This window comes from Pseudomonas sp. TWP3-2 (assembly GCF_049897765.1).
Taxonomy (GTDB): domain Bacteria; phylum Pseudomonadota; class Gammaproteobacteria; order Pseudomonadales; family Pseudomonadaceae; genus Aquipseudomonas.
In genome coordinates, this window is sequence record NZ_JAFCWW010000006.1 from 204,735 (window position 1) to 226,661 (window position 21,927).

Here is a 21,927-nt window from a genome sequence, read left to right on the forward strand (position 1 = left end):
TGCGTTCGATGGCGCCCGCGCTTACAAGTCTTGTTCCAACAAGAACAGTGGGCAGCGCCTTGATCGAACGACGCCAATTCAGCGGTGGCATGAAGGGCAAGAACCTTCGCTATCTGAACGAGCCTTCCAGCGGCCCGGGGCGCATGACCCGCACGGGGTTTGTGTTGCTCGAGCATTTCTCCTTGCCGGCGTTTACTCAAGCGCTGGACACCCTCATTACTTCGAATCTGCTGCGTCCGGGCTTGTTCTCGACGCGGACCTTTGGCCTGGACGAACACGAAGTCGTCAGTGATCTGGGATTGGTGATTCGCCCGGATGCACGGCTCGATGTCAGCGCACTGCAAGAACTCGATCTGCTGGTGATTTGCGGCGGTTATCGCACCGAACTGAAGGCCAGCGATGAATTCATCGGCGTGCTGAAACACGCGGCAGAGGCGGGCATCATTCTCGCGGGCTTGTGGAACGGCGCCTGGTTTCTCGGCCGGGCAGGGGTGCTGGAAGGCTATCGCTGTGCGATTCACCCGGAGCATCGGCCGGCGCTGGCAGAGATTTCCAGGGCGACTCAGGTCAGCAGCGAGCCTTATGTGATCGACCGTGACCGCTTGACCGCGTCCAGTCCGTCCGGGGCTTTTCACATGGCGCTGGACTGGATCAAGTCGCTGCATGACAAGGCTTTGGTCGAGGGCATCGAAGACATTCTGGCGTTCGAGGAATCGCGCTATCGGCGGATCAAACCGACCGAAAACATCTGCGTCAGCGCGCCGTTGCGTGAAGTGGTGAAACTGATGGATGCCAACCTTGAAGAGCCGTTGGAACTGGAGCAACTGGCGGTATACGCCGGGCGTTCGCGGCGCCAGCTCGAACGGTTATTCAAAGAACAACTCGGCACCACGCCACAGCGCTATTACATGGAACTGCGCATCACCGAAGCGCGGCGCTTGCTGCAACACACCGAGCTGTCACAAGTGGATGTGCTGGTGGCGTGCGGGTTTGTCTCGCCGAGCCATTTCAGCAAGTGCTACAGCGCCTATTTCGGTTATCGCCCCTCAAAAGAAAAACGCCTGATCAAGTAACTTGCGGCGATGGGCTCTTGTGGCGAGGGAGCTTGCTCCCGCTGGACTGCGCAGCAGGCCCAGATTTTAGGGGTCGCTTCGCAACCCAGCGGGAGCAGGCTCCCTCGCCACAAGGTTCGGTTATGCGTCACAAGTGATCCGCGTCGATGATCGCCTTGGCAAATGCTTTCGGGTCTTCCTGCGGCAGGTTGTGGCCGATGCCGCCGTCGATCAAGCGGAACTGGTATTTGCCGGTAAAACGCTTGGCATAGTCCGCCGGCGCCGGATGCGGCGCGCCGTTGGCATCGCCTTCGAGGGTAATGGTCGGCACGCTGATCGATGGCGCGCTAGCGAGCTTCTGTTCCAGCGCATCGTATTGGCTTTCACCCTGCACCAGACCCAGACGCCAGCGGTAGTTGAACACCGTGATCGCCACATGATCCGGGTTGTCCAGCGCAGCGGCACTGCGCTCGAACGTGGCGTCATCGAACGCCCACTTCGGTGACGCCAGTTGCCAGATCAGCCTGGCGAAATCGTGGGTATTTTTCTGGTAACCGGCGGCGCCGCGCTCGGTGGCGAAGTAGAACTGATACCACCATTGCAGCTCAGCCTTGGGCGGCAGCGGGTTCTTGCCGGCGGCCTGATTGCCGATCAGATACCCGCTGACCGACACCAGCGCCTTGACCCGCTCCGGCCACAACGCCGAGACAATGCCCGCCGAACGCGCGCCCCAGTCGTAGCCGCCGAGCACTGCCTGGTTGATTTTCAGCGCGTCCATGAAATCGATAACATCGCTGGCCAGCGCTGCAGGCTGGCCATTGCGCACGCTTTTGTCAGAGAGGAAATGGGTGTCGCCATAACCCCGCGCATAGGGGATCAACACGCGATAGCCCTTGGCGGCGAGCAGCGGCGCGACTTCGTCGTAGCTGTGAATGTCGTAAGGCCAGCCGTGCAGCAGAATCACCACCGGACCATCGGCCGGGCCGGTTTCCGCGTAGGCCACGTCGAGCAAACCGGCTTTGATGTGCTTGAGCGGGCCGAACGGCAAACTGACGCTTTTCACGACCTGCGGCGCAGCACTTTGCGCATTGGCGACGTTGAAAACGCCGAACTGCATCAGTGCAGTCGCGATGATCGACAAGCCCAGCAGGCGCCGGCTGTTGGCGGATGAGGTGGTGCGCAGTGCATGCTTCATCTGAAGTCCCCTTTGCAAGCGACGGGTCAGGGCTCTGGCTGAACCCTGCAAACCTTGAACTTCAGTAAATCTTCTCGACGTATCTGCGCTGTTTCAGTTTTGCTCGCCAAATGCCGTGGGCTGTACCCGCGAGCATTCGGTACACACTGCGATACAAACCCCGGCCAATAAAAAACCCCGAATCATCGGGGTTTGTTTTGCGTCCATGAAGCAGGCGCTAAGCCTGGGTCACGTGCTTCGGCCCGGCCAAGGCCCAAGCGATCAATCCAAGCAACGGTACAAACACGATCAGTACGATCCACACACCCTTGTTGCTCGATTTGCCTGCGCTTTTGCGCACCCGGTTGATGGCCCACAACTCGACCAGCAACAGCACGACGGCCAACACAACCCATATTGTTTCGATCTGCATGAGCTACCTCCTGATGGTCTGTGCTTTAGGCGGGCGTACGGGCGCGGGGTTCATTAATTTTGCGCAGGGCCCCGGTTTCGAAGACATGACGATAGACTCGCCAACTCGCTCGCTCCCTCCTGTAATATGGCCGACCCAACCTCGACGAGCATGAAAATGGACTCTCACTCGCTTCTGGCTTTCACCCTGGTCGGTGCAATTGCCATCGCCAGCCCCGGCCCCGCGACGTTGATGGCGATCAACAACAGCCTGGCTCACGGCCAGCGCAGCGCGATCTGGTCGTCCCTTGGCAACGCGAGCGGTCTGTTCTGCCTGTCGGCCGCTGCGATGCTCGGCCTCGGGGCGTTGCTTGCCAGTTCTGAAGTGCTGTTCAACGCGGTAAAGATCATCGGTGCCTGCTACCTGTTTTATCTCGGGATCAAGCAGCTCACCAAGAAAGGCCCGATGCTTGCGCAAGGTGCTGAGGATGAAGTGATCAAGAGCCGGCCGACGCGCACCAGGCTGTATAAATCGGCGTTCCTGACGGCGGTGACCAATCCCAAGGCGACGATGTTTTTCACTGCATTGTTCCCGCAGTTCATCAATCAAAGTGAGGCGTTGCTGCCGCAGTTTTTGATCCTGACTTCGATCTTCATGGCGCTGTCGGTGACGTCGCTCAGCATGTACGCAGCGCTCGCCTCGCGAGCCAAGGGTTGGTTGACCCGGCCGGAGCTGTCGCGCTGGGTCAGCCGGGTGGTGGGGACGACGTTTATCGGTTTCGGCGCGGCGATTTTGACCATGCGGCGGCAGGCTGCGTAAGCGCTGCGTTTTATCTCTGTTTCAGCACGGTAGAGCGCTTGGTCGGTAACTTCGCGCTCAAGATGCGCCGGGCGGCATGTATCACGTGCCGCGTAAGTGCTTCCATACGCGGTGACTGTACGGCCCAGGCGTGCCAATAGAGCGCGACATCGGCGAAGTGGCCGGGCGCCAAATCCACCAACTCCCGGTTTTTCAGCAAATCGCTCACTTGCAGTTGCGGAATCATGCCGTAGCCGAGGCCGCGGCGAATGGCCTTCAGGCGTGCCTCCGGAAGTGATAAGTAGTGAATCGGGAACGTGTCCGGGTGCAGGCCCAGGCGAGACTGCATGAATTCGGACTGCAACGTGTCTTTGCGCGAGTACGCAAAAATCGGCGCCTTGCGCGCCGCGTCGCGTGTCAGCCCTTTGGCAAACCATCGCGCCTCAAAGGCCGGGGACGCCACCAGCTGATAGCGAACCGACCCCAGAAGCTCTGCGAAACAACCCCGCATTGGCAGAGCGCGCGTGCCGATGCACGCAATGACTTGGCCACTTTCCAACAGCGTGTAGGTGTGATCCTGGTCGTCGACCACGACATCGAGCAGGATATTTTCGCTCACGAAGAACTCGGCGAGTGCCGGGAAAAACCATGTACACAGGGTGTCACCGTTGACGCCGACCACGACTCGCAAGTGGTCTTTTTCATCGCCGGACAGATCATGCAGCAGCTCTTCCTCAAGCACTGTTGCGCGGCGAAGATAGATCATCAGTTTTCTTCCAGTCAGCGTCGCCTCGCACGGGCGCCCGCGCACCACCACTGCACTGCCGAGCCGGACTTCGAGCGCGTGAATCCTCTGCGATACCGCTGAAGGCGTGACACTCAAGCGTTGCGCAGCCTTCTCAAAACTGCCACTTTCCACTACCGCCAGAAACGCCTGCATTTGTTTTGCGTCGAGCTTCATGACTGCAGTCCTGATTAAGTATTTCTAATCGATACTGAAATCTACTTCGTTTTTCTTCATATAAATACCGATTTGCTCAATCATTACCCTGTCGCAATGTGATTACGGTTGCAAATTGCGGTTATTGTTCAGAGTCGAAAGATTAACGTATTTGGTTTTTAGTGTGTCGCAGTCAGATGCTCTGTATCTGTGTCGACGTTATTGCCTGATTTGATTCTGCACATGGATTCTATGAAGGACGTTCGACTCCAAAGGATTTCAGAGATTTAAAGTTGTGAAGGTATCAGGAAATGAACACCGACAAGGTTTTGGTGCTGCGCACATGTGCCAATAACATGGCCGACCACTGCGGTCTGGTCTGGCCCATCTCAGGATGGGTGGAATGCAAGTATTGGGAACCTACGCGAAAGCTTGAAAATGGCTTGACCGGGTTGCTTTGGGGGCAGGGGCCAGACGCTCATTTGAGTATGCAGACAGATGCGCGATGGGTCGTATGTGAAGTTGCGGTGAGTGACCTGATTTTTCTTGAAGATGATGAAGGGGTCAAATTTTCGCGGGCTGAAGTGGTTCATGTGGGTACACGAGATAGCGCAATGGGCTATCTCTGCGATAACGCTGAGAAGTTTGAATCCTCGACGACGAATTTGATTGAGGCATTTGTTTTGCCTGAAGTGCAGCCAGACACCAGTGCGGCAACTCCCGTCCTGGCGCTGACAGCTGACATTGCTCCCGATACCGTCAAACGCCGGACTACTGTGCGGGTTGTGCAAAAACTCGAAACCGCTGTTTATGGAAGTACCCTGACTGGTGCAAATCAGAGTCAGCTCATCGCAGGCTATGGCAGCACTGAAACGGCTGGAGATCGCAGCACGCTGATTGCTGGATATGGCAGTACCGGGACGTCGGGCTCCGATAGTTCGATCATTGCCGGCTACGGCAGTACCCAAACTGCCGGAGATGAAAGCTCGCTGACGGCGGGATACGGCAGCACGCAAACTGCCAAAATTGGCAGCGATCTCACCGCAGGCTATGGCAGCACCGGCACCGCAGGCTCCGACAGCTCGCTGATCGCCGGTTATGGCAGCACGCAGACTGCCGGAGGTGAAAGCTCTTTGACCGCCGGTTACGGCAGTACGCAAACGGCGCAGGAAGGCAGTGATCTCACGGCGGGCTACGGCAGCACCGGCACCGCAGGTTCCGACAGCTCGCTGATTGCCGGTTATGGCAGTACGCAGACTGCCGGGGAAGACAGCTCCCTGACTGCCGGTTATGGCAGTACCCAAACAGCTCAATTGGGCAGCGATCTTACTGCCGGTTACGGCAGTACGAGCACCGCGGGTTCAGACAGCTCGCTGATTGCCGGTTATGGCAGTACGCAGACCGCCGGGGAAGACAGCACCCTGACTGCCGGTTATGGCAGTACGCAAACGGCTCAATATGGTAGCGATCTCACTGCCGGCTATGGCAGCACAAGCACAGCAGGCTCAGACAGCTCGCTGATCGCAGGCTATGGCAGTACGCAGACTGCCGGGGGAGATAGCTCCCTGACCGCCGGTTATGGCAGTACGCAAACGGCTCAATTGGGCAGCGATCTCACCGCTGGTTATGGCAGCACCAGCACCGCTGGCTCCGACAGTTCGCTGATCGCCGGTTATGGCAGCACCCAGACTGCGGGAGGAGAAAGCACCCTGACTGCCGGCTACGGTAGTACGCAGACGGCTCAGGAAGGTAGTGATCTCACCGCCGGCTACGGCAGTACGGCTACTACTGGATCCGGGAGTATGGTGACTGCCGGGTATGGCAGCTCGCAAACCGCCGGGCACGGAAGTGCATTAATCGCTGGTTACGGCAGCACTCAGACAGCAGGCTACAAAAGCATTCTGACCTCGGGCTACGGTAGTACTCAGACAGCCCAGGAAAGCAGCGATCTCATCGCCGGCTACGGCAGTACTGAAACCGGTGGATACGACAGCTCATTAATCGCCGGGTACGGCAGCACACAAACCGCCGGGCACGGCAGCGTTCTGACTGCCGGATACGGCAGTACCCAAACAGCGCAAGAAGGCAGCTCGCTGACCACGGGTTATGGCAGTACAAGCACAGCCGGGCCTGACAGTTCGCTGGTCGCGGGTTATGGCAGTACGCAAACCGCCGGTCAAGAAAGCACGCTCACGGCGGGCTACGGCAGTACCCAGACGGCGCAGGAAGACAGTTCACTCACTGCGGGTTATGGCAGTACTTCAACAGCCGGATTCAACAGTTCGTTGATTGCAGGCTATGGCAGTACTCAAACAACCGGCTATGACAGCACCCTGACTGCCGGCTACGGCAGCACGCAAACCGCTCAGGACAACAGCTCGCTTACCGCTGGCTACGGCAGTACGTCGACTGCGGGTTATCAAAGTTCGCTGATCGCCGGGTACGGCAGCACCCAGACCGCCGGCTATGATTCAACGCTCACCGCGGGTTATGGCAGTTGCCAGACGGCTCAGGAGCAAAGCTGGTTAACTACCGGCTACGGAAGTACATCGACCGCCGGCTGCGAAAGCACGCTGATCGCCGGCTACGGCAGTACGCAAACCGCAGGCTACCAAAGCACACTGACCGCAGGTTACGGCAGTACTCAAACCGCTCAGGAAGAAAGCTCGCTGACCACCGGTTATGGCAGCACCTCTACTGCGGGTTATAGCAGTACGCTGGTGGCCGGTTATGGCAGTACTCAAACCGCCGGTTACGCCAGCATTCTGACCGCAGGTTACGGCAGTACGCTGACCGCTCTGGACAGCAGCACGCTCACCGCGGGTTATGGCAGCACGCAAACGGCTGGTTTTGATAGCTCGTTGATGGCCGGTTACGGCAGCACGCAAATCGCTGGTTATGCCAGTACGTTGACCGCCGGTTACGGCAGTACCCAGATGGCAGCGCGCGACAGCACGCTCACCGCAGGTTATGGCAGCAACGGAACAGCGGGGCAGGACAGCTCACTGATTGCCGGTTACGGCAGCTCCTTGACCAGTGGCATGCACAGCTTCCTCACCGCGGGTTATGGCAGCACGCTGATCAGTGGACTTGAAAGCGTGCTGACCGCCGGTTACGGCAGCAGCCTGACTGCCGGCATGCACAGTAGCCTGACGGCCGGTTATGGCAGCAACCAGATCGCCAGTCACAAAAGTTCGCTGATTGCGGGCCAGGAAAGCACGCAGATTGCCGGGCACAAAAGCATGTTGATCGCCGGCAAGGGCAGTTCGCAGACGGCGGGTTCGCGCAGCACGTTGATCGCCGGCGCTGACAGCATCCAGATGGCCGGTGACCGCAGCAAACTGACGGCGGGTGCGGGCAGTAACCAGACCGCGGGCGACCGCAGCAAACTGTTGGCTGGCAGCAAGAGTTACCTCACCGCGGGCGATCGAAGCAAACTCACGGCGGGCGACGATTGTGTGCTCATGGCCGGTGACGCCAGCAAGCTGACGGCCGGCAAGAACTGCGAGCTGACCGCAGGCGCCAACAGTCGCCTCATCGCGAGCATTGGCTCAACCCTTACCGGCGGCGAAAACTCGACATTGGTATTCCGCTGCTGGGACGGCAAGCGCTACACCAACGTGGTGGTCAAGACCGGTACGGATGGCGTTGAGGCAGATATGCCCTATCAGTTGGATGAGGACAGAAGCGTCGTCATCAGAGCTGATGATCAGGCCGAAAGTGCAGCGATCTGATCGCCTTCATACGGTTGCGTAGCGCTTTAGAACCGCGCCAAGCAACCGCTGCCCATACAACCCGACCCCAAGCCCCGACACAATCAGCACCACCGCAATAATCTTGTTCAGCGACAATTGCTCATCAAAAATCACCACCGAACCCAGCAACCCGAACACCGGCACCAGCAACGACAACGGCGCGACGGTGGACACCGGATATTGCTTGAGCAACGAGTTCCATACCCAGTAGCCGAACAGCGTGTTGGGATAGACCTGAAACAGAATCGACAGGACGGCGCGGTAGTCGAGTTGGCTGACCAATGCGCTGTACCCCGTCGTGCCGTTCACCGCGTAATCCAGTGCAAACAGCGGTATCGGCGAGAACGCACTCGACCACACCAGAAACGCAAAAACCTCGGTGGTTCTGGCTTTCTTGTTGATCACGTTGGCCGCGCTCCAGGCAACTGCGCCGAGCAGCACCAGGCTCAAGCCAAGCGTGGTGACGGTGCCATCGACGATCGAAAGAATGCTCAGCAGACCACACAACGCGAGCGCCATGCCCGCGTATTGAAAGCGCGAAATCCTTTCCTTGAACACCCACGACCCGAGCAGGATGGTGAAGAACGCGCTGAACTGCAGCACCAGCGAAGCAATGCCCGCCGAAAGCCCGGATTTGATCCCGAGATTGACCACGCCCCACAACCCGATGCCGAACACCAGTCCGTAGCCGATGATGTAGCGCCATTGCACGTCAGGTTTCGGGATGAACAGGATCGCCGGCAGCGCGCACAGGGTGAAGCGAATGCCGGCGAGGATGAACGGGTCAACCGTGGTCAGTCCCAGTTTGATCACCGAGAAATTGATGCCCCAGATTGCGGTAATCGCAATGGCGAGTAACAGGTGCCTGGCCTTCATGCGGGTCTTCCTTGAGCGGGCGTTGAGTGATGAAGCGTGAGAAACCACAGGAGCAGGGCGGTCGCGCTGATCGCAGCGCCGAGCAGGCTGACCGCGATCCAGCCCCAGCGCGCGTAAACCTGGGTCGCGGCGACGGCGCCCAGTGCGCTACCGACTGAGTAGAAACACATGTACGCCCCGACCATGCGACTTTGCGCGTCGGGTCGTGCGGCGAAGATCATGCTCTGGTTGGTGACGTGCACGGCCTGCACCGCGAAGTCGAGCAGGATCACGCCGATGACCAGCGCGATCAGCGAAGACTCGGTAAAACTGCTGGGCAGCCATGAAAGCGTCAGCAGCGCGAGGGATATGCCGGTCACCCGTTGCCCCAAACCCCGGTCAGCCCAGCGACCGGCACTTCTGGCCGCCAGCGCACCCGCAACGCCGGCCAAGCCAAACAGGCCGATCGCCGTATGAGAAAGCGACAGCGGCGGGGCGCTCAATGGCAGCACCATCGACGTCCACAGCACCGAGAAAGCGCCGAAGATCAACATCGCCAACAGGCCTCTGACCCGTAACGTGCGTTCGGTGATGAACAGTTTGAACAGAGAACCGATCAGCGCCCGATACGACTCTCGATGGCGCGGCAGCGCGGTGACCGGTGCGACTTTCCACAGCACTGCGGCGATGCTCAGCATCAACCCCGATGACACAAAATAAACCGCACGCCATCCCGCAAGATCTGCAATCACACCAGAAGTAAACCGCGCCAACAGAATGCCCAGCACGATGCCGCTGGTGACCGTGCCCACGGCTTGTCCGCGTTGTGCGGGCGTTGCGAGCATCGCGGTGTAAGCCACCAACACTTGAACCACCACGGCCAACAAACCAACGGCGATCATCGCGCTCAACAGGACCAGCCATTGCTGTGCAGCGCCGACAGCCGCGAGCGCCGCTGACGACAACAGGACTTGAGTCAGAACCAGCCGCTTGCGATTGACCAGATCCCCCAACGGCACGATGAACAATAACCCCAGCGCGTAACCAACCTGAGTCGCCGTCACCACGATCCCGATCATCGACGGCGCTACGCCCAGGCTCTGAGCGATGGAATCAAGCAACGGTTGGGCGAAGTAAACATTGGCCACTGCCAGCGCGCAGGTGACCGAAAACAAAAACGTCAGCGCCGGCGATAGCCCGTCAGTCGCACGCGATGTGTTGATGGCCAATTTTGCATCTGCTGTCATGCACGCCTCCATGGCGTTAAACTGGTTTCAAATTAAAACCTGAGCTGATTGTTGCAATATCAGGTTTCAAATTGCAACCATGTTTCGCCTGGCGGGTCGCTAGACTCGCCAGGATCAAATTTCGGGAGGTCCCAACATGGTCGAAGTCGCATCACCGTCAGGCAACGAATGCCCAGTCGCCAGAACCCTTGAGGCCATTGGCGATCGCTGGTCGCTGATGATCATCCGCGATGCGTTTGACGACATTCGCCGCTTCAGTGAGTTTCAGAAGAGCCTCGGCGTGGCGAAAAACATTCTGGCGTCGCGCCTGAAAGCCTTGGTCGAGGTCGGGGTGTTTGATGTGCAACCGGCGTCGGACGGCAGCGCTTACAAAGAGTACGTACTGACCGAGAAGGGGCGGGAGATTTTTCCGCTGGTAATCAGCATGCGCCAGTGGGGCGAGCGCCATCTGTTCGAGCCGCAGGAGACGCGCTCGCTGTTGCTGGATAACGCCTCCGACCAACCGCTGCTGCCGATTGAAGTGCGCTCGGCAAGCGGTGAGAAACTCGGGCCGCGTGACTGCCACCGGATACGCCTTATTGGCGGCAAGCTGGCTGGTTGATGCGCGCGCTGATCCACTGTCGGCTGTGGCTCAGAACCCGTGCTGCGACAGTTGTGGGGAAGTGAATGAAGCCATGGGGACAGGCCGGCAACAGGTGCAGGTCAACTTCGGCGGCTTGCATCCACTGTTGAGCAATCAGCAGCGTGTCGTCACGCAGCGGATCAAGTTCACCGGCAAACAGCAACGCCGGAGGCAGACCGCTGAAGTCGCCATACAGGGGCGATAGCGGCGGTTGGCGGCGTTGTTCGTCGCTCCTGTCTGGCGTGAGCATGCGCAACGCGTCAAACATGCCTGGGCCATCGAGCAACAGCGTTTCCGGGCCAGCGGCGCGCACGCTGGGCGTTCCGGTCAGGTCATAGACGCCGTAATACAGAACCGTCCCCCGGATTCTTTGCAGCAAGTCAGGCCAGGCTTTTAGCGACAGTAGCGTCGCAGCGGCAAGATGCGCACCAGCGGATTCGCCGACGACGATAACCGGCAGGTCCTTGAATTCTTCGCAGTCGCTCAACAGCCACTGAGCGGCACCCAGGCAATCACCCAGCAAGCCTTCGATCGGCGTCGACACCGCCAACCGGTAATCAACCGACACGGTGATCACCTCGCACGCGTTGACCATCGCCACGTTGAACGCGTCATCCATTTGCGCATTGCCAATCACCCAGCCGCCACCGTGGTAATCCAGCACCACGCCTTTTACCTGGCCTTTGGGCCGGATAATCCGCAAAGGAACGGACACGCCATCCACTGTGATGACCTTGGTTTCGGCAACAACTCCGCGCAATGTCCCCGCGCCAGAGATCTGCGCAACCCGCAACAAACCCTGAATCAAACGCGGCGTCAGACGATTGCGAATGCGGAAACGCGGCAGCCACTTGAGCTTGCGGTTGAACCGCTGCACCTGCTCCAGATCTCTTTGGTCTAATGGTGCAAATTCTTTGCTATCCAATCTCTCACTCCCTTGTCAGGATTAGCCCCCGCGAACCCGCGGATTGTAGTGTGACCGCGCGTGACCCATAAGCGCTTCCTAAAACAAGACAAAAATCAGGAGTCATTGATGCAACCGATCCGTCTCGGTCTGGTGGGCTACGGCAAGATTGCCCAGGATCAACACGTGCCAGCGATCATGGCCAACCCGGCGTTTGAATTGGTGGCTGTCGCAACGCAAGGGCAGCCTTGCGCCGGCGTTGAGAATTTCCGATCCCTGAGCGAGCTGCTGGAAAACGGCCCGCAGGTCGATGCGATTGCCTTTTGCACGCCGCCGCAAGGTCGCTTCACGCTGGTGCAAGAAGCGCTGGCGGCCGGCAAGCACGTACTCGTGGAAAAACCGCCGTGCCCAACCCTCGGTGAAGCGCTGGCGCTGGTCGATCAGGTCAACGCGCAAGGCGTCAGCGGGCTGTTCGCCTGGCATTCGCGTTACGCGCCGGGCATCGAAGCGGCGCGTGACTGGCTGGCCAGCCGCACTCTGCAAAGTGTGCAGATCGACTGGAAGGAAGACGTGCGCAAATGGCACCCCGGTCAGGCGTGGATCTGGCAGCCCGGCGGCCTCGGTGTATTCGATCCGGGCATCAACGCCTTGTCGATTGCCACCCACCTGCTGGCGTTGCCGCTGTTTGTCGAATCCGCCGAGCTGCGCGTGCCGAGTAACTGCCAGTCGCCGATTGCCGCGTCGATCAAAATGTCCGACGCGCGCCAGCTCGATGTACGCGCCGAGTTTGATTTCGATCACGGTCACGATGAGCTCTGGAGCATCGAAGTCCGTTGTGCCGAAGGTGTGCTGCGCCTCGACAATGGTGGCGCACTGATGAGCATCGACGGCGTGCGCCAAGCGGTGTCGGAGGAGGGCGAGTACGCAGCGGTGTACCGACATTTCCAGCAGCTGATCAAGGACAAAACCAGCGACCTCGATCTGCAACCGCTGCGGCTGGTCGCCGACAGTTTCTTCGTCGGCAGCCGCGAGTTGGTCGCGCCTTTTTACGACTGACCGACGCAAGCGTCAGGCGGGCGGTTGGGCCGGTTTTGCCAGCTCGATTCCCGCCGCGCTCAAGCGCTTGAGGATTTCGAACAGCAAATCACTCTTGGTCGTGCCGACAATCCTCGGGCTGGCGACGTAACCGGTCACCGTCAACGTGATCCCGTCCGGCGACAGCTTGCTGAAGCGCACGAATGGCGCCGGGTTTGCGAGGATGGTTTCGTGTTCGGTGTAGGTGTCGAACAGCAGGTTCTGCACTTGCTCCGGGTCGATGTCCAGCGGAAACATCAGCTCCAGCGTCGCTACACCCTGGGCGCTGCCGCCGAGCGTGACGTTGCGCAGATTCTGCGAGATCAGCTGCGAATTGGGCACGATCACAATCGAGCGATCGCTGAGCTGGATCTCGGTGGCGCGCACATTGATGCGGCGGATATCGCCCTCGACGCCGCTGATGCTGATCAAATCGCCAACCTTGACCGGGCGCTCGGTCAGCAGGATCAGACCGGAGACAAAGTTCTTCACGATCTCCTGCAAACCGAAACCGATGCCCACCGACAGCGCACTGACGATCCACGCCAGATTGGTCCACTGCACGCCTAGCGACGACAGCGTCAACAGAATTACCAACGCATAACCGATGTTGGAAAACAGTGTGCTCAGCGAGGCGCACATGCCCGGGTCCATATCGGTCTTGGGCAGAAACTCGTGGTCGAGCCAGCGGCGCAAAGCGCGGATCAGGTAGATGCCGATCAGCAGCGCCAGCATCGCGTTGAGCAAGTGCCCAGGCACGATGTTCAATTTGCGCAGGCCGGCACCGCCAAGGATGGTGCCGATGTTGGCGATCAGTTGCCCGAGAGTCGTGCCGATACCGCCGACGAACATGGTAATTACGGCCAGCAGCAACAATCCGGCGCGCCCCACGCCCGCCAGCAGCGTCGAGGCTTGTTCAAGGCGCCGATCGCCGATGCCCAGCAACTGCTTCAACGCCTTGCCGCTGGAGTGGCGCGGCGAGAACAGGTACTCGCAGCTGTCCTTGAGCAGTTGCATCAGCAGATAAAATCCGCAGAACACGATGAACGCCCACACCAGCTCGTAAGTGATAAAACGCGCCAGCGACACGTAGCCGATCAGCAGCGCGCCGAGCGCAATTACCATTGCCAGAGTGGCGACGGTGTACACCACACCGGCAAATGTATTGCCCGCGACCGGCGCTTCACCGGCCGCCGCCAGCGCCTTGCGCACCTTGCCGAGTCGATACAGCAACGTCGCCACAATCCCCATCACCACCAGCGCTATCACCCCACGCCCGGAGATCACGATCTGGCTGCTCATCCCGGAAGCGTTGAAGATCTGCACCAGCGTGACCAGCACCAACAGCGTACCGGCGAGAATCTGAAAGAATGGCTTGAGTGTGAGTGCGACCTCGTCCGCCATCCCCGGCAAACGCCATGTCGGACGCTCGGTCGAGAGCAACGCGCGGCTCAACCCGGTGATCAGCACACAGGCATAAACCACCTTCTCGAATTCATCGGAAAACGTCGCCAGCATCGGCGGCAACGGTACATGCCGAGTGCAGGCGTAAAACAACAACTCCAGCGCAATCGCTGTGGCCGCCAGCGTTGCCAGCGCGGAAGCGAATGCCAGCGAACTGCGGCGCAAGCGTCCCTCCGGCATCCGATGAATACACACCCATGCCAGCCACCGATCAGCGAACCGCCGGCCCAACGTCCACACCAGCCAGGCCAGCAGCACAAGAACGCCGGTGTAAAACCGCTGTTGCGGCCTCAATGCTTCGGCACCGGTTGCCTTGATGTGATCAACAAAACCCCCCAACCGGTGACGGTCGTCCCACGACGGCGCAACCAGCGGCGCCCAGAACCCGGTGCTCAACACACTGTGGCTGCGCAGGGTCAATTCGCTTTCCAGCAGCGTTCGCCTGATGCCCGCGATCTGGGTGATCAGTTCAGTCGCACTTTGCTTCAGCGTCGCGACATTCTTCAGCGCGGTATCGACCTTGTTCTTTTGCTCGGTCAAGGCCGCACGCTGCGCCACGATATCCGCCTGCTCGGCCGCCACCTCACCGACCGGTGCCGCGCCCAAAACACCAAGCTGCACGGTCAACTGCGCCTGCTGCGGCAACAACGAGGCCGACAACCGATCCAGGTCCAGAATAAACGCCTGCACCCGATCCTGCGGGCCTTCGAGCTGGTTGTAATTGTTCGCGGAGGATATCTGCTGTTTGAGACCGTCAAGGCGCTGTTGCAGTGCCTGCAAATCGGTTTGAGTGACACCGGGGAGCGGGGCAGCGGTGTTGATCTCGGCCGTTCCCGGCAGATCGGCGGCCGACACCGACGCGATGGCTGGGCCGAGGAGGAGAAGCGCGAAGAAAAACAATAATGCTTTTTGCATGGGGGCTCGAACCGGGTTGATCACACAATCCTAAGAGGTTAGGTGATCGAAACGCGGAGCGAGGAAAAGTTTGGGGTGGAGTAGTTGAGCAAATGATTCAGATGCGGATTGATCGTGTCGTTGCGACATGGCGAAAAAACCTCATACCGACGGGCCACTCGCTAAATACGCCGGTTGCGAGTCATATAGCGGCTGTGCTTCGCCGAGTGCGCGCGCGATGATCAGCCGTTCGTAAGCTGCGAGGCTAGTCCTGCAAAGCTGGCAGTAAACGTCCCCCGGATCGCTGTGCCAGGAAAACAGGACGATGATCTCTTCGCTGCTGACTTCGAGGATCAACTGCATAGATGCTTCAAAGCCGGTATTCGCCGTCAGGTAAGTGAACTCCTGAATGACGGCGCTACCGCACCAACTCAATTCTTCCCATGCCCGCAGATTGTCTGGCAGAACCGGCACATGATCGGATTTTGAATCTTCCTGAAACTTGCGCAAAACCGACAGCAATCTTTCGCAAGAGAGAACCTGTAATTCGTATCTGCACTGCCCGTAATGCGCCATATGCACGGTTTCAGCCACTGGAGCGGCATTCAGTACTATGGCCTCTACAAGGTAGCTCTCTGCTATCTCCGAAGGCTGCTCATCCCAACCGTTCAAATCGGCAACAGGCGGGCACCACATGACCCGCACTGTTTCACCGACGCTTACCGGCTCGCGGCTTTCGAACCAGGCGAACGTGCTTTCGCCAACGCTCGGCAAAATATCGCCGAGGCGCAGTTCCTTTGCTCCGTAATCAATGCCGGAGTCTTGCGACCAGAATGTCGGGAAACAGATCTTCATGTCGTCAATCTTCATGCGGTACGGAAATAACGGCCAGATCAGCGCTTGCTGAACGCCAACCGCGCAGCAAACAACACAAAAATCAGTCCCGTGGTGCGATCCATCCAGCGGATCACCTTCTCACGCCGCAGAAACCCTGCCAGCGGCTGCGTAGCGCCAATCAACACAGCAGACCAGACCAAACCGAGCAGCACATGAATGCTCACCAGCCCGAACGTCCACGTCACGAGCGGCGCGCCCTGCGGAATGAACTGCGGCAGAAAAGACACGTAGAAAATCCCGATCTTCGGGTTGAGTACATTGCCGAGCATGCCTTTTAAAAACCAGTTTGAACCCGATTTGCCGTTGGCCTCAACCGCGCCCAACGAGCGGCGAGGGCGCAGCAGCATGTTCAACCCGAGCCACGCCAGATACGCCGCGCCGCAGTACTTCAATACGTTGTAGGCCAACTCGGAAACGGCGATCAACGCACCCAGGCCGAACGCGACCGCAGCGCCCCAGAGCAGACAGCCGGCATTGATGCCCAGCGCGGCGCGAAAGGCTTGTTGCCGGCCTTCAACGGTGGCGGTGCGCAAGATCAACGCGGTGTCGAGACCGGGCGTCAGCGTCAGCACTGTGGCGGCGAGGGTGAAGGCGAGGAGGTTGTCGGCGATGGACATGGATGCGTGAGTTCTTGGTGAGTGTGCGGCTACGTTAGCGGTTTCAGGTGGACGGTTCCAGCAGGGAAATCAGGCGCGGTTCGAGCGATTGCGCGGTTACTTCGAGCAATGCCAGCGTCACCGGTAACTTGAAACGACGCGGGCCGGCACTACCCGGATTTATGTAGAGCCGCTCACCGCGCCACTCGATCAAAGGTTTGTGGGAGTGGCCGGTGATGACGATTTTGATCGCGGGATCGAGGTCGGCCGGGACGTCGGCGATATCGTGGACGAGCAGGGTCTGGTAGCCGTTGAGGTCGAAGGTCAGGACATCGGCCAAGTCTTGCGCCCATGGCGCGGATTGATCGTTGTTGCCGCGTACGGCGTGGACCGGGGCAATCGTTTCGAGCTGGGCGAGAATGGCAGCGCTGCCGATGTCGCCGGCGTGGATGATCAGCTCGCAGGACTGGATCGCCGCCAGGGCTTCGGGGCGCAGGAGGTTGTGGGTGTCGGAGATGATGGCGGTTTTCATGGGGTGTTGAGTCTGGTCAGCTGGGCAATTGGCTGGTATCTAACTACGCTTATGGCTTCTGGGGCAATTTGCGACGGACCGGTCTTGGCCTCGGTTGCGATTTGCACATCGCCACTGTCACCAGTCCAGACGTTCAGAGTAAGGGAGATAAATCTCCCCTTTTTTCTTGTCAGCTTGCTCGCTGAACTCAGCGTCGATCGTAATCCTCTTCCAGACCTTCAGCGTGGAGCGCGGCTTTGACTGCCGGACGGGCCTCGACACGCGCCATGTAGCCTCTGAATTCCCAGAACGTGTCTAGCGAAATCTTGAATTTGGCACACCAGCGTGTGAGGGCGTAGAGGTAGGCGTCTGCCACGGTGAACACGTCGCCCAGAATGTAGGCGCGACCATCGGCCAGCAAGCTGTTGAGGTAAGTCAACTTGGTGATAACCGGCCGCTGAGCGTCAGTGGCATCCGCATCGGTAGCCAGGTAGAACAGCGGAGTGAAAGACTTGTGAAAGTCCGAGGACAGGAAGTTCAGCATCTCGTGCAAGCGTGTGCGTTCGAGCGTGCCATTGGCAGGCACTAATGCAGGGGCGTAGCGGTCCGCCAGGTACTGTGTAATGGCTGGGCCCTCTGTCAGAAGATTTCCCTCGAACTCAAGGGCGGGTACAGTGCCCTTCGGGTTGATCCGGTAGTAATCGTCGCCCGATGCAGTCTTGTGCTTCCACAGATCGACCATCGATAGTTCATGGGACAGGTTGGCTTCGCGTAGCACGATGTGGACGGCCAGTGAGCAAGAGCCAGGGGAGTAATACAGTTTCATCTGAGTGCCTTGAAGATAATTTAGGAGGTGAGCGTTAAGAGCAAACAGCAGCATTGTTCCTTTCGGAGATGAATCTCTGCAGGAATGCGGCCGCGCGCGACTGGTCGATCAGGCGTGAAGTTGCTGTCCAATTCTGGCGACGCGAGCTGCGTAGAGCTTTACGGTTTCGAGGTCTCCTTGCGGAATGCCTTGGGCATCCTGATCGGATGGCGACTGCACCAGCGCGCCGACCGATCCGCCCAGGTTATTCACGTCTGCCCGCGTGGACCCCGATGAATTGGCAGGAGCCAAACCGAGACTGACCCAGATACCGCCGTGCTGCGATGCCAGCGTTTGCAGAAAGATCAGGGAAACTTGTTTGTCACCGTTCAAGCTTGCGCTGTTGGTAAAGCCTCCGAAGGCTTTGTCCTGCCATTGCCGAACGAACCACTTGTTGGACGTGGCATCGGCGAATTTTTTAAATTGCCAAGGCACCGAACCCATGTATGTCGGGGCACCGAAAATGATCGATTGCGCTCCGTCCAGTTGATCCCATACAGTCTCGGGAATGTTGCCCTCGCCATCGATCTCGATCAGCGCTGCCTGTGCACCCTCTGCTGCCGCTTCCGCCACGCGCCTGGTATGGCCATATCCGGAAAAATAAACAACGACCGCTTTTGACATGATGATTTCCAAGTGAGTGAAGTTGACGGCAGAAATCGTAATTGGTCGCGCAAAAAAGAAAAATCTGATCCAGAATGACTCTTGGTTCAATAATTGCGAACAATAGATGGATAAGCTCACCGCCATGGCCACCTTCGTGAAGGTGGTAGGCGCCGGCAGCTTCACGCGTGCTGCCGATGCCCTGAATCTTCCCAAAGCACGTGTTTCCCAGCGCATCAGTGACCTTGAGAAATATCTTGGCGTGCGATTGCTCAACCGTACGACCCGTGCTTTGAGCCTCACAGACGACGGCAGCGCCTACTTCGATAAGTGCCAAATCTTGCTGCAGCAGATTGATGAGCTGGAGGCGACTCTGAATGGAGGGGCTGCAACCCCCATCGGCCGCCTGAGAGTTGACTCTCTGGTCTCCATTGCACGCTGGGTGATTGCTCCAAGGTTGCATGATTTTCAGATGCGTTATCCGAGGATCCAATTGCGATTGAGCAGCTCTGACCGCATCAGTCACTTGCTGGAGGACGGCATCGATTGCACGATCAGGGGAGGTGCGCTCAAGGATTCGAGCATGATCGCTCGACATCTCTGCGACATTCATATGGGGCTGTATGCATCGCCCGAGTATCTTGCTTCTGTCGGGAGTGTGGACACTCCGAATGCGCTGTCGCAACTCAAGCGAATAAGCTGGTTCAGCGGTAGGGAGCGCAACCCGTTTGTCTGGGAACTCGAGTCGGGGACTCAACGCTTCGTGGTGCAGCCTGGCGAAGGTATGCAGTTCGACGAACCCGATGTCGCTATTTCGGCATGCATGGCGGGAGGCGGTATCTGCCCAGGTGCCCCTTTTGCGGTTGCCGGATTCGTCCGATCCGGGAAGCTTGTCCCGGTACTACCCCAATGGCAGTTCTCCCCCCGCCCCGTTCATATGGTCTATCCCGGCTCAAGGCACCTGTCGGTTCGCGTGCGCTGCTTTGTTGACTGGGTTCTGGAGATTTTTTCAGAAAACGGCGAAATCCGACTCACGCCCTTTGCGCTTGCACAGGATTCCAGCCATCCGCGATGAGTGACATCGCCGGTTTGCAGAGTTCTCGGCTGATCAGAGTTACGGCAATATTCCTCCGACCGCTTTTGGCGTCAATGTAAAACCACAATATCCGAGATCGGTTTACGCCGGCGTTTCTCCATCCTCGCGTCATCTGCTCGATAACCCCGTGCGATTACCAAAGGGATAACGCAACCCAGTTGAAGGCCGAGAGGCGTGGCGACTTTGCTAGCCGAAAACCACTCCATCGTCCTGAACAGCCCTTACAAACTCTGATACCGCCGCTCAAAATCCTCCGCCAACTGCTCAAGCGTGACACTCCCCAATCGCTCCAGAAGCAACGCCTGCGCCGCATCAAACGCATCTGTCAGCGCAGCGTTCACCGCTTGCTCGACCAGGCATTTTGGATGGTCGGTCGACAAACCAATGGCAAAAACCGAAGACGAGCCCAAGGCTTGGTGGATATCCAGCAGCGTCATGTCCGCCAACGGTTTCGCCAGTGTCCAGCCGCCACGGTGACCCTTTTCCGAACTTACATAACCCTGTTCCTTGAGCAGCGCCATAGTGCGTCGGACCACCACTGGGTTGGTGCCGAGCATCTGCGCGATGGTGTCGGAGGTGGCCGGTTGTTCGTGGCGGGCCATGTGGATCAGTACGTGCAGCATGCGCGACAGGCGGGTGTCGTTTCTCATGGATGGTGATCTTCTGAATTGCTTGCGCCGAGTATCGCTCGATACTGCATAAGTTACGAGACCGTTGACACCTCAATGTCACGTAACTTACGGTGTGTCTAGAATTCTTCGAGCAGGTCGAAGACTCACGGAGACACCCATGGTTTACGACGTGATCATCGTTGGCGGCAGCTATTCCGGCATTTCCGCAGGCTTGCAACTGGCGCGGGCGCGGCAAAAAGTGTTGGTGATTGATGCGGGGCAGCGACGCAATCGCTTCGCGCGCACCTCACATGGATTTCTCGGGCAGGACGGCCACGACCCCGCAGCGATAGCCGATGAGGCACGCGCTCAGTTGCTTGCCTACCCGACTGTAGAGTGGCTTTCGCAGTCGGCCATGCAGGCGAAGGCGGGCGGCGATGGATTGGTGATAACGGCCGAAAACGGGCGCGAGTTTGCGGCACGGCGTCTGATCCTGGCCACCGGCGTGGTGGACGAATTGCCCAAGGTTCCCGGACTGGCAGAGCGCTGGGGGCAGCGCGTGTTTCACTGTCCGTATTGCCACGGCTATGAGCTCGACAGCGGGCCGATCGGGGTATTGGCCGCGTCGCCTGTAGCGATTCATCAGGCGCTGATGTTGCCCGACTGGGGGCCAACAACGCTGTTGCTCAACCAGGCGTTCGAGCCGGATGCCGAACAGTTGGAAAAGCTCGCCGGTCGTGGGGTTGTGATAGAGCGCGAACCTGTGTTGTCGGTAGGCGGGGAACAAGCCGATGTGTTACTCGCCAGCGGCCGTGTAATCAAATTTGCCGGGTTGTTTACTCAGCCTCTGACGCGCATCGGCAGCCCATTGGCGGCACAACTGGGCTGCGCGTTTGAAGCTGGGCCAACGGGGGAATTCCTCAAGGTCGACGCGATGCGCGAAACAACCGTCCCCGGCGTATTTGCCTGCGGGGATGCGGCCGTTGGCGCGGGCAATGTGGCAATCGCCGTGGGCGACGGTGCACGCACGGGAGGCGCGGTGCACCAGTCGCTGATTTTTCGCTGAATGCAGGCATCGAGACCTGCAAAGCCAATCGAGTGATCAGGTCGTAACCTCCGACCACTCCAGCGACTCGGTCTCGCGCCATTTCACTTCGGTCACCCCGTATTTCTCCGCTTGTGGTTTGGACACCACCTTGAGTGGCGGCCTCCCGGGTTTCGGGATTGGCGCCATCCCCGCATCACAACTCGCCCAGTGCCACGCGTCCGCATTGCGCATCGATTTTGTGCGGATGACGAAGGACTTCGGCGCCCCATGGAGTTTGTATTCGATGACGAAAATATCAGTGTTCATGAGACCCTCCTCTAGCTCATAAGCACAAGGAGTGACTGCGTCAGAAAAAATTCCAAGATTTTTCCGGGCAATTACAAGTCCATGAATCTGCGCGAATATTTTTCATTGTGCGGCCCCTGATGGGCAGTGCAGGCAAGAAGAAAATCACCCCTCGTCGGACGTTCTGAACCGGCCGTCAATTCCGAAGCTCCATTCTGAAACCT

20 protein-coding genes and 1 pseudogene are annotated in these 21,927 nt (G+C 58.8%); 7 read left to right on the top strand and 14 right to left on the bottom strand.

Annotation, left to right across the window (positions count from 1 at the left end; all coding sequences use genetic code 11):
• The first annotated feature begins 8 nt into the window (after positions 1–8).
• Complete coding sequence (locus ACP7EE_RS11900) at positions 9–1,073, top strand: GlxA family transcriptional regulator (RefSeq protein WP_426234744.1); 1,065 nt, start codon at positions 9–11, stop codon at positions 1,071–1,073.
• A gap of 127 nt (positions 1,074–1,200) precedes the next feature.
• On the opposite strand, the gene ACP7EE_RS11905 is transcribed toward ACP7EE_RS11900, so the two are convergent.
• Together ACP7EE_RS11905 and ACP7EE_RS11910 are read right to left on the bottom strand one after the other, a co-directional pair.
• On the bottom strand, positions 1,201–2,247 hold the full coding sequence (locus ACP7EE_RS11905) for an alpha/beta fold hydrolase (RefSeq protein ID WP_426234654.1): 1,047 nt from the start codon (positions 2,245–2,247) through the stop codon (positions 1,201–1,203).
• Positions 2,248–2,464: 217 nt separating this feature from the next.
• On the bottom strand, positions 2,465–2,659 hold the full coding sequence (locus ACP7EE_RS11910) for a PLD nuclease N-terminal domain-containing protein (RefSeq protein ID WP_426234655.1): 195 nt from the start codon (positions 2,657–2,659) through the stop codon (positions 2,465–2,467).
• 156 nt (positions 2,660–2,815) lie between these two features.
• Here ACP7EE_RS11910 and ACP7EE_RS11915 point away from each other — a divergent pair, with 156 nt between their 5' ends.
• Positions 2,816–3,457, top strand: coding sequence for a LysE family translocator (locus tag ACP7EE_RS11915; protein WP_426234656.1), 642 nt, complete (start codon positions 2,816–2,818; stop codon positions 3,455–3,457).
• Positions 3,458–3,467: 10 nt separating this feature from the next.
• Here ACP7EE_RS11915 and argP read toward each other — a convergent pair whose 3' ends face one another.
• Positions 3,468–4,397, bottom strand: a complete 930-nt coding sequence (argP, locus tag ACP7EE_RS11920) for an HTH-type transcriptional regulator ArgP (RefSeq protein ID WP_426201222.1) — start codon at positions 4,395–4,397, stop codon at positions 3,468–3,470.
• 782 nt (positions 4,398–5,179) lie between these two features.
• On the opposite strand from argP, the pseudogene ACP7EE_RS11925 reads away from it, so the two are divergent.
• Positions 5,180–8,110, top strand: a pseudogene (locus tag ACP7EE_RS11925) (Ice nucleation protein); the annotation flags it as partial.
• Positions 8,111–8,116: 6 nt separating this feature from the next.
• On the opposite strand, the gene ACP7EE_RS11930 reads toward ACP7EE_RS11925, so the two are convergent.
• Complete coding sequence (locus ACP7EE_RS11930) at positions 8,117–9,007, bottom strand: EamA family transporter (RefSeq protein ID WP_426201220.1); 891 nt, start codon at positions 9,005–9,007, stop codon at positions 8,117–8,119.
• Positions 9,004–10,233, bottom strand: coding sequence for an MFS transporter (locus tag ACP7EE_RS11935; RefSeq protein ID WP_426234657.1), 1,230 nt, complete (start codon positions 10,231–10,233; stop codon positions 9,004–9,006). Before ACP7EE_RS11935 ends, ACP7EE_RS11930 begins: the two co-directional genes overlap by 4 nt.
• Before the next feature lie 136 nt (positions 10,234–10,369).
• Here ACP7EE_RS11935 and ACP7EE_RS11940 point away from each other — a divergent pair, with 136 nt between their 5' ends.
• Positions 10,370–10,834, top strand: a complete 465-nt coding sequence (locus ACP7EE_RS11940) for a winged helix-turn-helix transcriptional regulator (protein ID WP_426201216.1) — start codon at positions 10,370–10,372, stop codon at positions 10,832–10,834.
• On the opposite strand, the gene ACP7EE_RS11945 is transcribed toward ACP7EE_RS11940, so the two are convergent.
• Entirely contained in the window at positions 10,809–11,780 is a 972-nt protein-coding gene (locus ACP7EE_RS11945) for an alpha/beta hydrolase (protein ID WP_426234658.1), read from the bottom strand. The genes ACP7EE_RS11940 and ACP7EE_RS11945 overlap by 26 nt on opposite strands.
• Before the next feature lie 108 nt (positions 11,781–11,888).
• Between ACP7EE_RS11945 and ACP7EE_RS11950 the strand changes: the two genes are divergently transcribed.
• The gene (locus ACP7EE_RS11950; RefSeq protein ID WP_426234659.1) at positions 11,889–12,815 is read left to right on the top strand and encodes a Gfo/Idh/MocA family protein; all 927 of its coding nucleotides are present in this window, start codon (positions 11,889–11,891) and stop codon (positions 12,813–12,815) included.
• Between the two features lie 12 nt (positions 12,816–12,827).
• Here ACP7EE_RS11950 and ACP7EE_RS11955 read toward each other — a convergent pair whose 3' ends face one another.
• From ACP7EE_RS11955 to ACP7EE_RS11980, 6 genes are all read right to left on the bottom strand, one after another.
• The gene (locus ACP7EE_RS11955; protein ID WP_426234660.1) at positions 12,828–15,212 is read right to left on the bottom strand and encodes a DUF3772 domain-containing protein; all 2,385 of its coding nucleotides are present in this window, start codon (positions 15,210–15,212) and stop codon (positions 12,828–12,830) included.
• Positions 15,213–15,353: 141 nt separating this feature from the next.
• On the bottom strand, positions 15,354–16,061 hold the full coding sequence (locus ACP7EE_RS11960) for a hypothetical protein (RefSeq protein WP_426234661.1): 708 nt from the start codon (positions 16,059–16,061) through the stop codon (positions 15,354–15,356).
• Between the two features lie 23 nt (positions 16,062–16,084).
• Positions 16,085–16,705, bottom strand: coding sequence for a LysE family translocator (locus ACP7EE_RS11965; RefSeq protein ID WP_426234662.1), 621 nt, complete (start codon positions 16,703–16,705; stop codon positions 16,085–16,087).
• A gap of 43 nt (positions 16,706–16,748) precedes the next feature.
• Entirely contained in the window at positions 16,749–17,216 is a 468-nt protein-coding gene (locus ACP7EE_RS11970; RefSeq protein WP_426234663.1) for a metallophosphoesterase family protein, read from the bottom strand.
• 187 nt (positions 17,217–17,403) lie between these two features.
• Positions 17,404–18,021 (bottom strand): glutathione transferase GstA, encoded by a 618-nt coding sequence (gstA, locus tag ACP7EE_RS11975; protein WP_426234664.1) that lies wholly within the window; start codon positions 18,019–18,021, stop codon positions 17,404–17,406.
• Positions 18,022–18,129: 108 nt separating this feature from the next.
• Entirely contained in the window at positions 18,130–18,810 is a 681-nt protein-coding gene (locus ACP7EE_RS11980) for an NAD(P)H-dependent oxidoreductase (RefSeq protein WP_426234665.1), read from the bottom strand.
• Here ACP7EE_RS11980 and ACP7EE_RS11985 point away from each other — a divergent pair.
• Positions 18,791–19,738, top strand: a complete 948-nt coding sequence (locus ACP7EE_RS11985) for a LysR family transcriptional regulator (protein WP_426234666.1) — start codon at positions 18,791–18,793, stop codon at positions 19,736–19,738. The two genes, ACP7EE_RS11980 and ACP7EE_RS11985, sit on opposite strands and share 20 nt — an antisense overlap.
• 242 nt (positions 19,739–19,980) lie before the next feature.
• Here the strand turns inward: ACP7EE_RS11985 and ACP7EE_RS11990 are convergent, their stop codons facing one another.
• Positions 19,981–20,409 carry an Rrf2 family transcriptional regulator gene (locus ACP7EE_RS11990; RefSeq protein WP_426201195.1) on the bottom strand — a complete coding sequence of 143 codons (429 nt, stop codon included), beginning with the start codon at positions 20,407–20,409 and terminating at the stop codon, positions 19,981–19,983.
• Positions 20,410–20,548: 139 nt separating this feature from the next.
• On the opposite strand from ACP7EE_RS11990, the gene ACP7EE_RS11995 reads away from it, so the two are divergent.
• Positions 20,549–21,436 carry an NAD(P)/FAD-dependent oxidoreductase gene (locus ACP7EE_RS11995; RefSeq protein ID WP_426234667.1) on the top strand — a complete coding sequence of 296 codons (888 nt, stop codon included), beginning with the start codon at positions 20,549–20,551 and terminating at the stop codon, positions 21,434–21,436.
• 36 nt (positions 21,437–21,472) lie between these two features.
• Here the strand turns inward: ACP7EE_RS11995 and ACP7EE_RS12000 are convergent, their stop codons facing one another.
• Positions 21,473–21,724 carry a DUF6555 family protein gene (locus tag ACP7EE_RS12000; RefSeq protein ID WP_426201191.1) on the bottom strand — a complete coding sequence of 84 codons (252 nt, stop codon included), beginning with the start codon at positions 21,722–21,724 and terminating at the stop codon, positions 21,473–21,475.
• Between the last annotated feature and the right edge of the window lie 203 nt (positions 21,725–21,927).

Excerpts from the sequence above, each read along its gene's own strand:
- ACP7EE_RS11900 (WP_426234744.1), top strand. The coding sequence starts at position 9 with ATGGCGCCCGCGCTTACAAGTCTTGTTCCAACAAGAACAGTGGGCAGC.
- ACP7EE_RS11905 (WP_426234654.1), bottom strand. The coding sequence starts at position 2,247 with ATGAAGCATGCACTGCGCACCACCTCATCCGCCAACAGCCGGCGCCTG.
- ACP7EE_RS11910 (WP_426234655.1), bottom strand. The coding sequence starts at position 2,659 with ATGCAGATCGAAACAATATGGGTTGTGTTGGCCGTCGTGCTGTTGCTG.
- ACP7EE_RS11915 (WP_426234656.1), top strand. The coding sequence starts at position 2,816 with ATGGACTCTCACTCGCTTCTGGCTTTCACCCTGGTCGGTGCAATTGCC.
- argP (WP_426201222.1), bottom strand. The coding sequence starts at position 4,397 with ATGAAGCTCGACGCAAAACAAATGCAGGCGTTTCTGGCGGTAGTGGAA.
- ACP7EE_RS11930 (WP_426201220.1), bottom strand. The coding sequence starts at position 9,007 with ATGAAGGCCAGGCACCTGTTACTCGCCATTGCGATTACCGCAATCTGG.
- ACP7EE_RS11935 (WP_426234657.1), bottom strand. The coding sequence starts at position 10,233 with ATGACAGCAGATGCAAAATTGGCCATCAACACATCGCGTGCGACTGAC.
- ACP7EE_RS11940 (WP_426201216.1), top strand. The coding sequence starts at position 10,370 with ATGGTCGAAGTCGCATCACCGTCAGGCAACGAATGCCCAGTCGCCAGA.
- ACP7EE_RS11950 (WP_426234659.1), top strand. The coding sequence starts at position 11,889 with ATGCAACCGATCCGTCTCGGTCTGGTGGGCTACGGCAAGATTGCCCAG.
- ACP7EE_RS11955 (WP_426234660.1), bottom strand. The coding sequence starts at position 15,212 with ATGCAAAAAGCATTATTGTTTTTCTTCGCGCTTCTCCTCCTCGGCCCA.
- ACP7EE_RS11960 (WP_426234661.1), bottom strand. The coding sequence starts at position 16,061 with ATGAAGATTGACGACATGAAGATCTGTTTCCCGACATTCTGGTCGCAA.
- ACP7EE_RS11965 (WP_426234662.1), bottom strand. The coding sequence starts at position 16,705 with ATGTCCATCGCCGACAACCTCCTCGCCTTCACCCTCGCCGCCACAGTG.
- ACP7EE_RS11970 (WP_426234663.1), bottom strand. The coding sequence starts at position 17,216 with ATGAAAACCGCCATCATCTCCGACACCCACAACCTCCTGCGCCCCGAA.
- gstA (WP_426234664.1), bottom strand. The coding sequence starts at position 18,021 with ATGAAACTGTATTACTCCCCTGGCTCTTGCTCACTGGCCGTCCACATC.
- ACP7EE_RS11985 (WP_426234666.1), top strand. The coding sequence starts at position 18,791 with ATGGATAAGCTCACCGCCATGGCCACCTTCGTGAAGGTGGTAGGCGCC.
- ACP7EE_RS11980 (WP_426234665.1), bottom strand. The coding sequence starts at position 18,810 with ATGGCGGTGAGCTTATCCATCTATTGTTCGCAATTATTGAACCAAGAG.
- ACP7EE_RS11990 (WP_426201195.1), bottom strand. The coding sequence starts at position 20,409 with ATGAGAAACGACACCCGCCTGTCGCGCATGCTGCACGTACTGATCCAC.
- ACP7EE_RS11995 (WP_426234667.1), top strand. The coding sequence starts at position 20,549 with ATGGTTTACGACGTGATCATCGTTGGCGGCAGCTATTCCGGCATTTCC.
- ACP7EE_RS12000 (WP_426201191.1), bottom strand. The coding sequence starts at position 21,724 with ATGAACACTGATATTTTCGTCATCGAATACAAACTCCATGGGGCGCCG.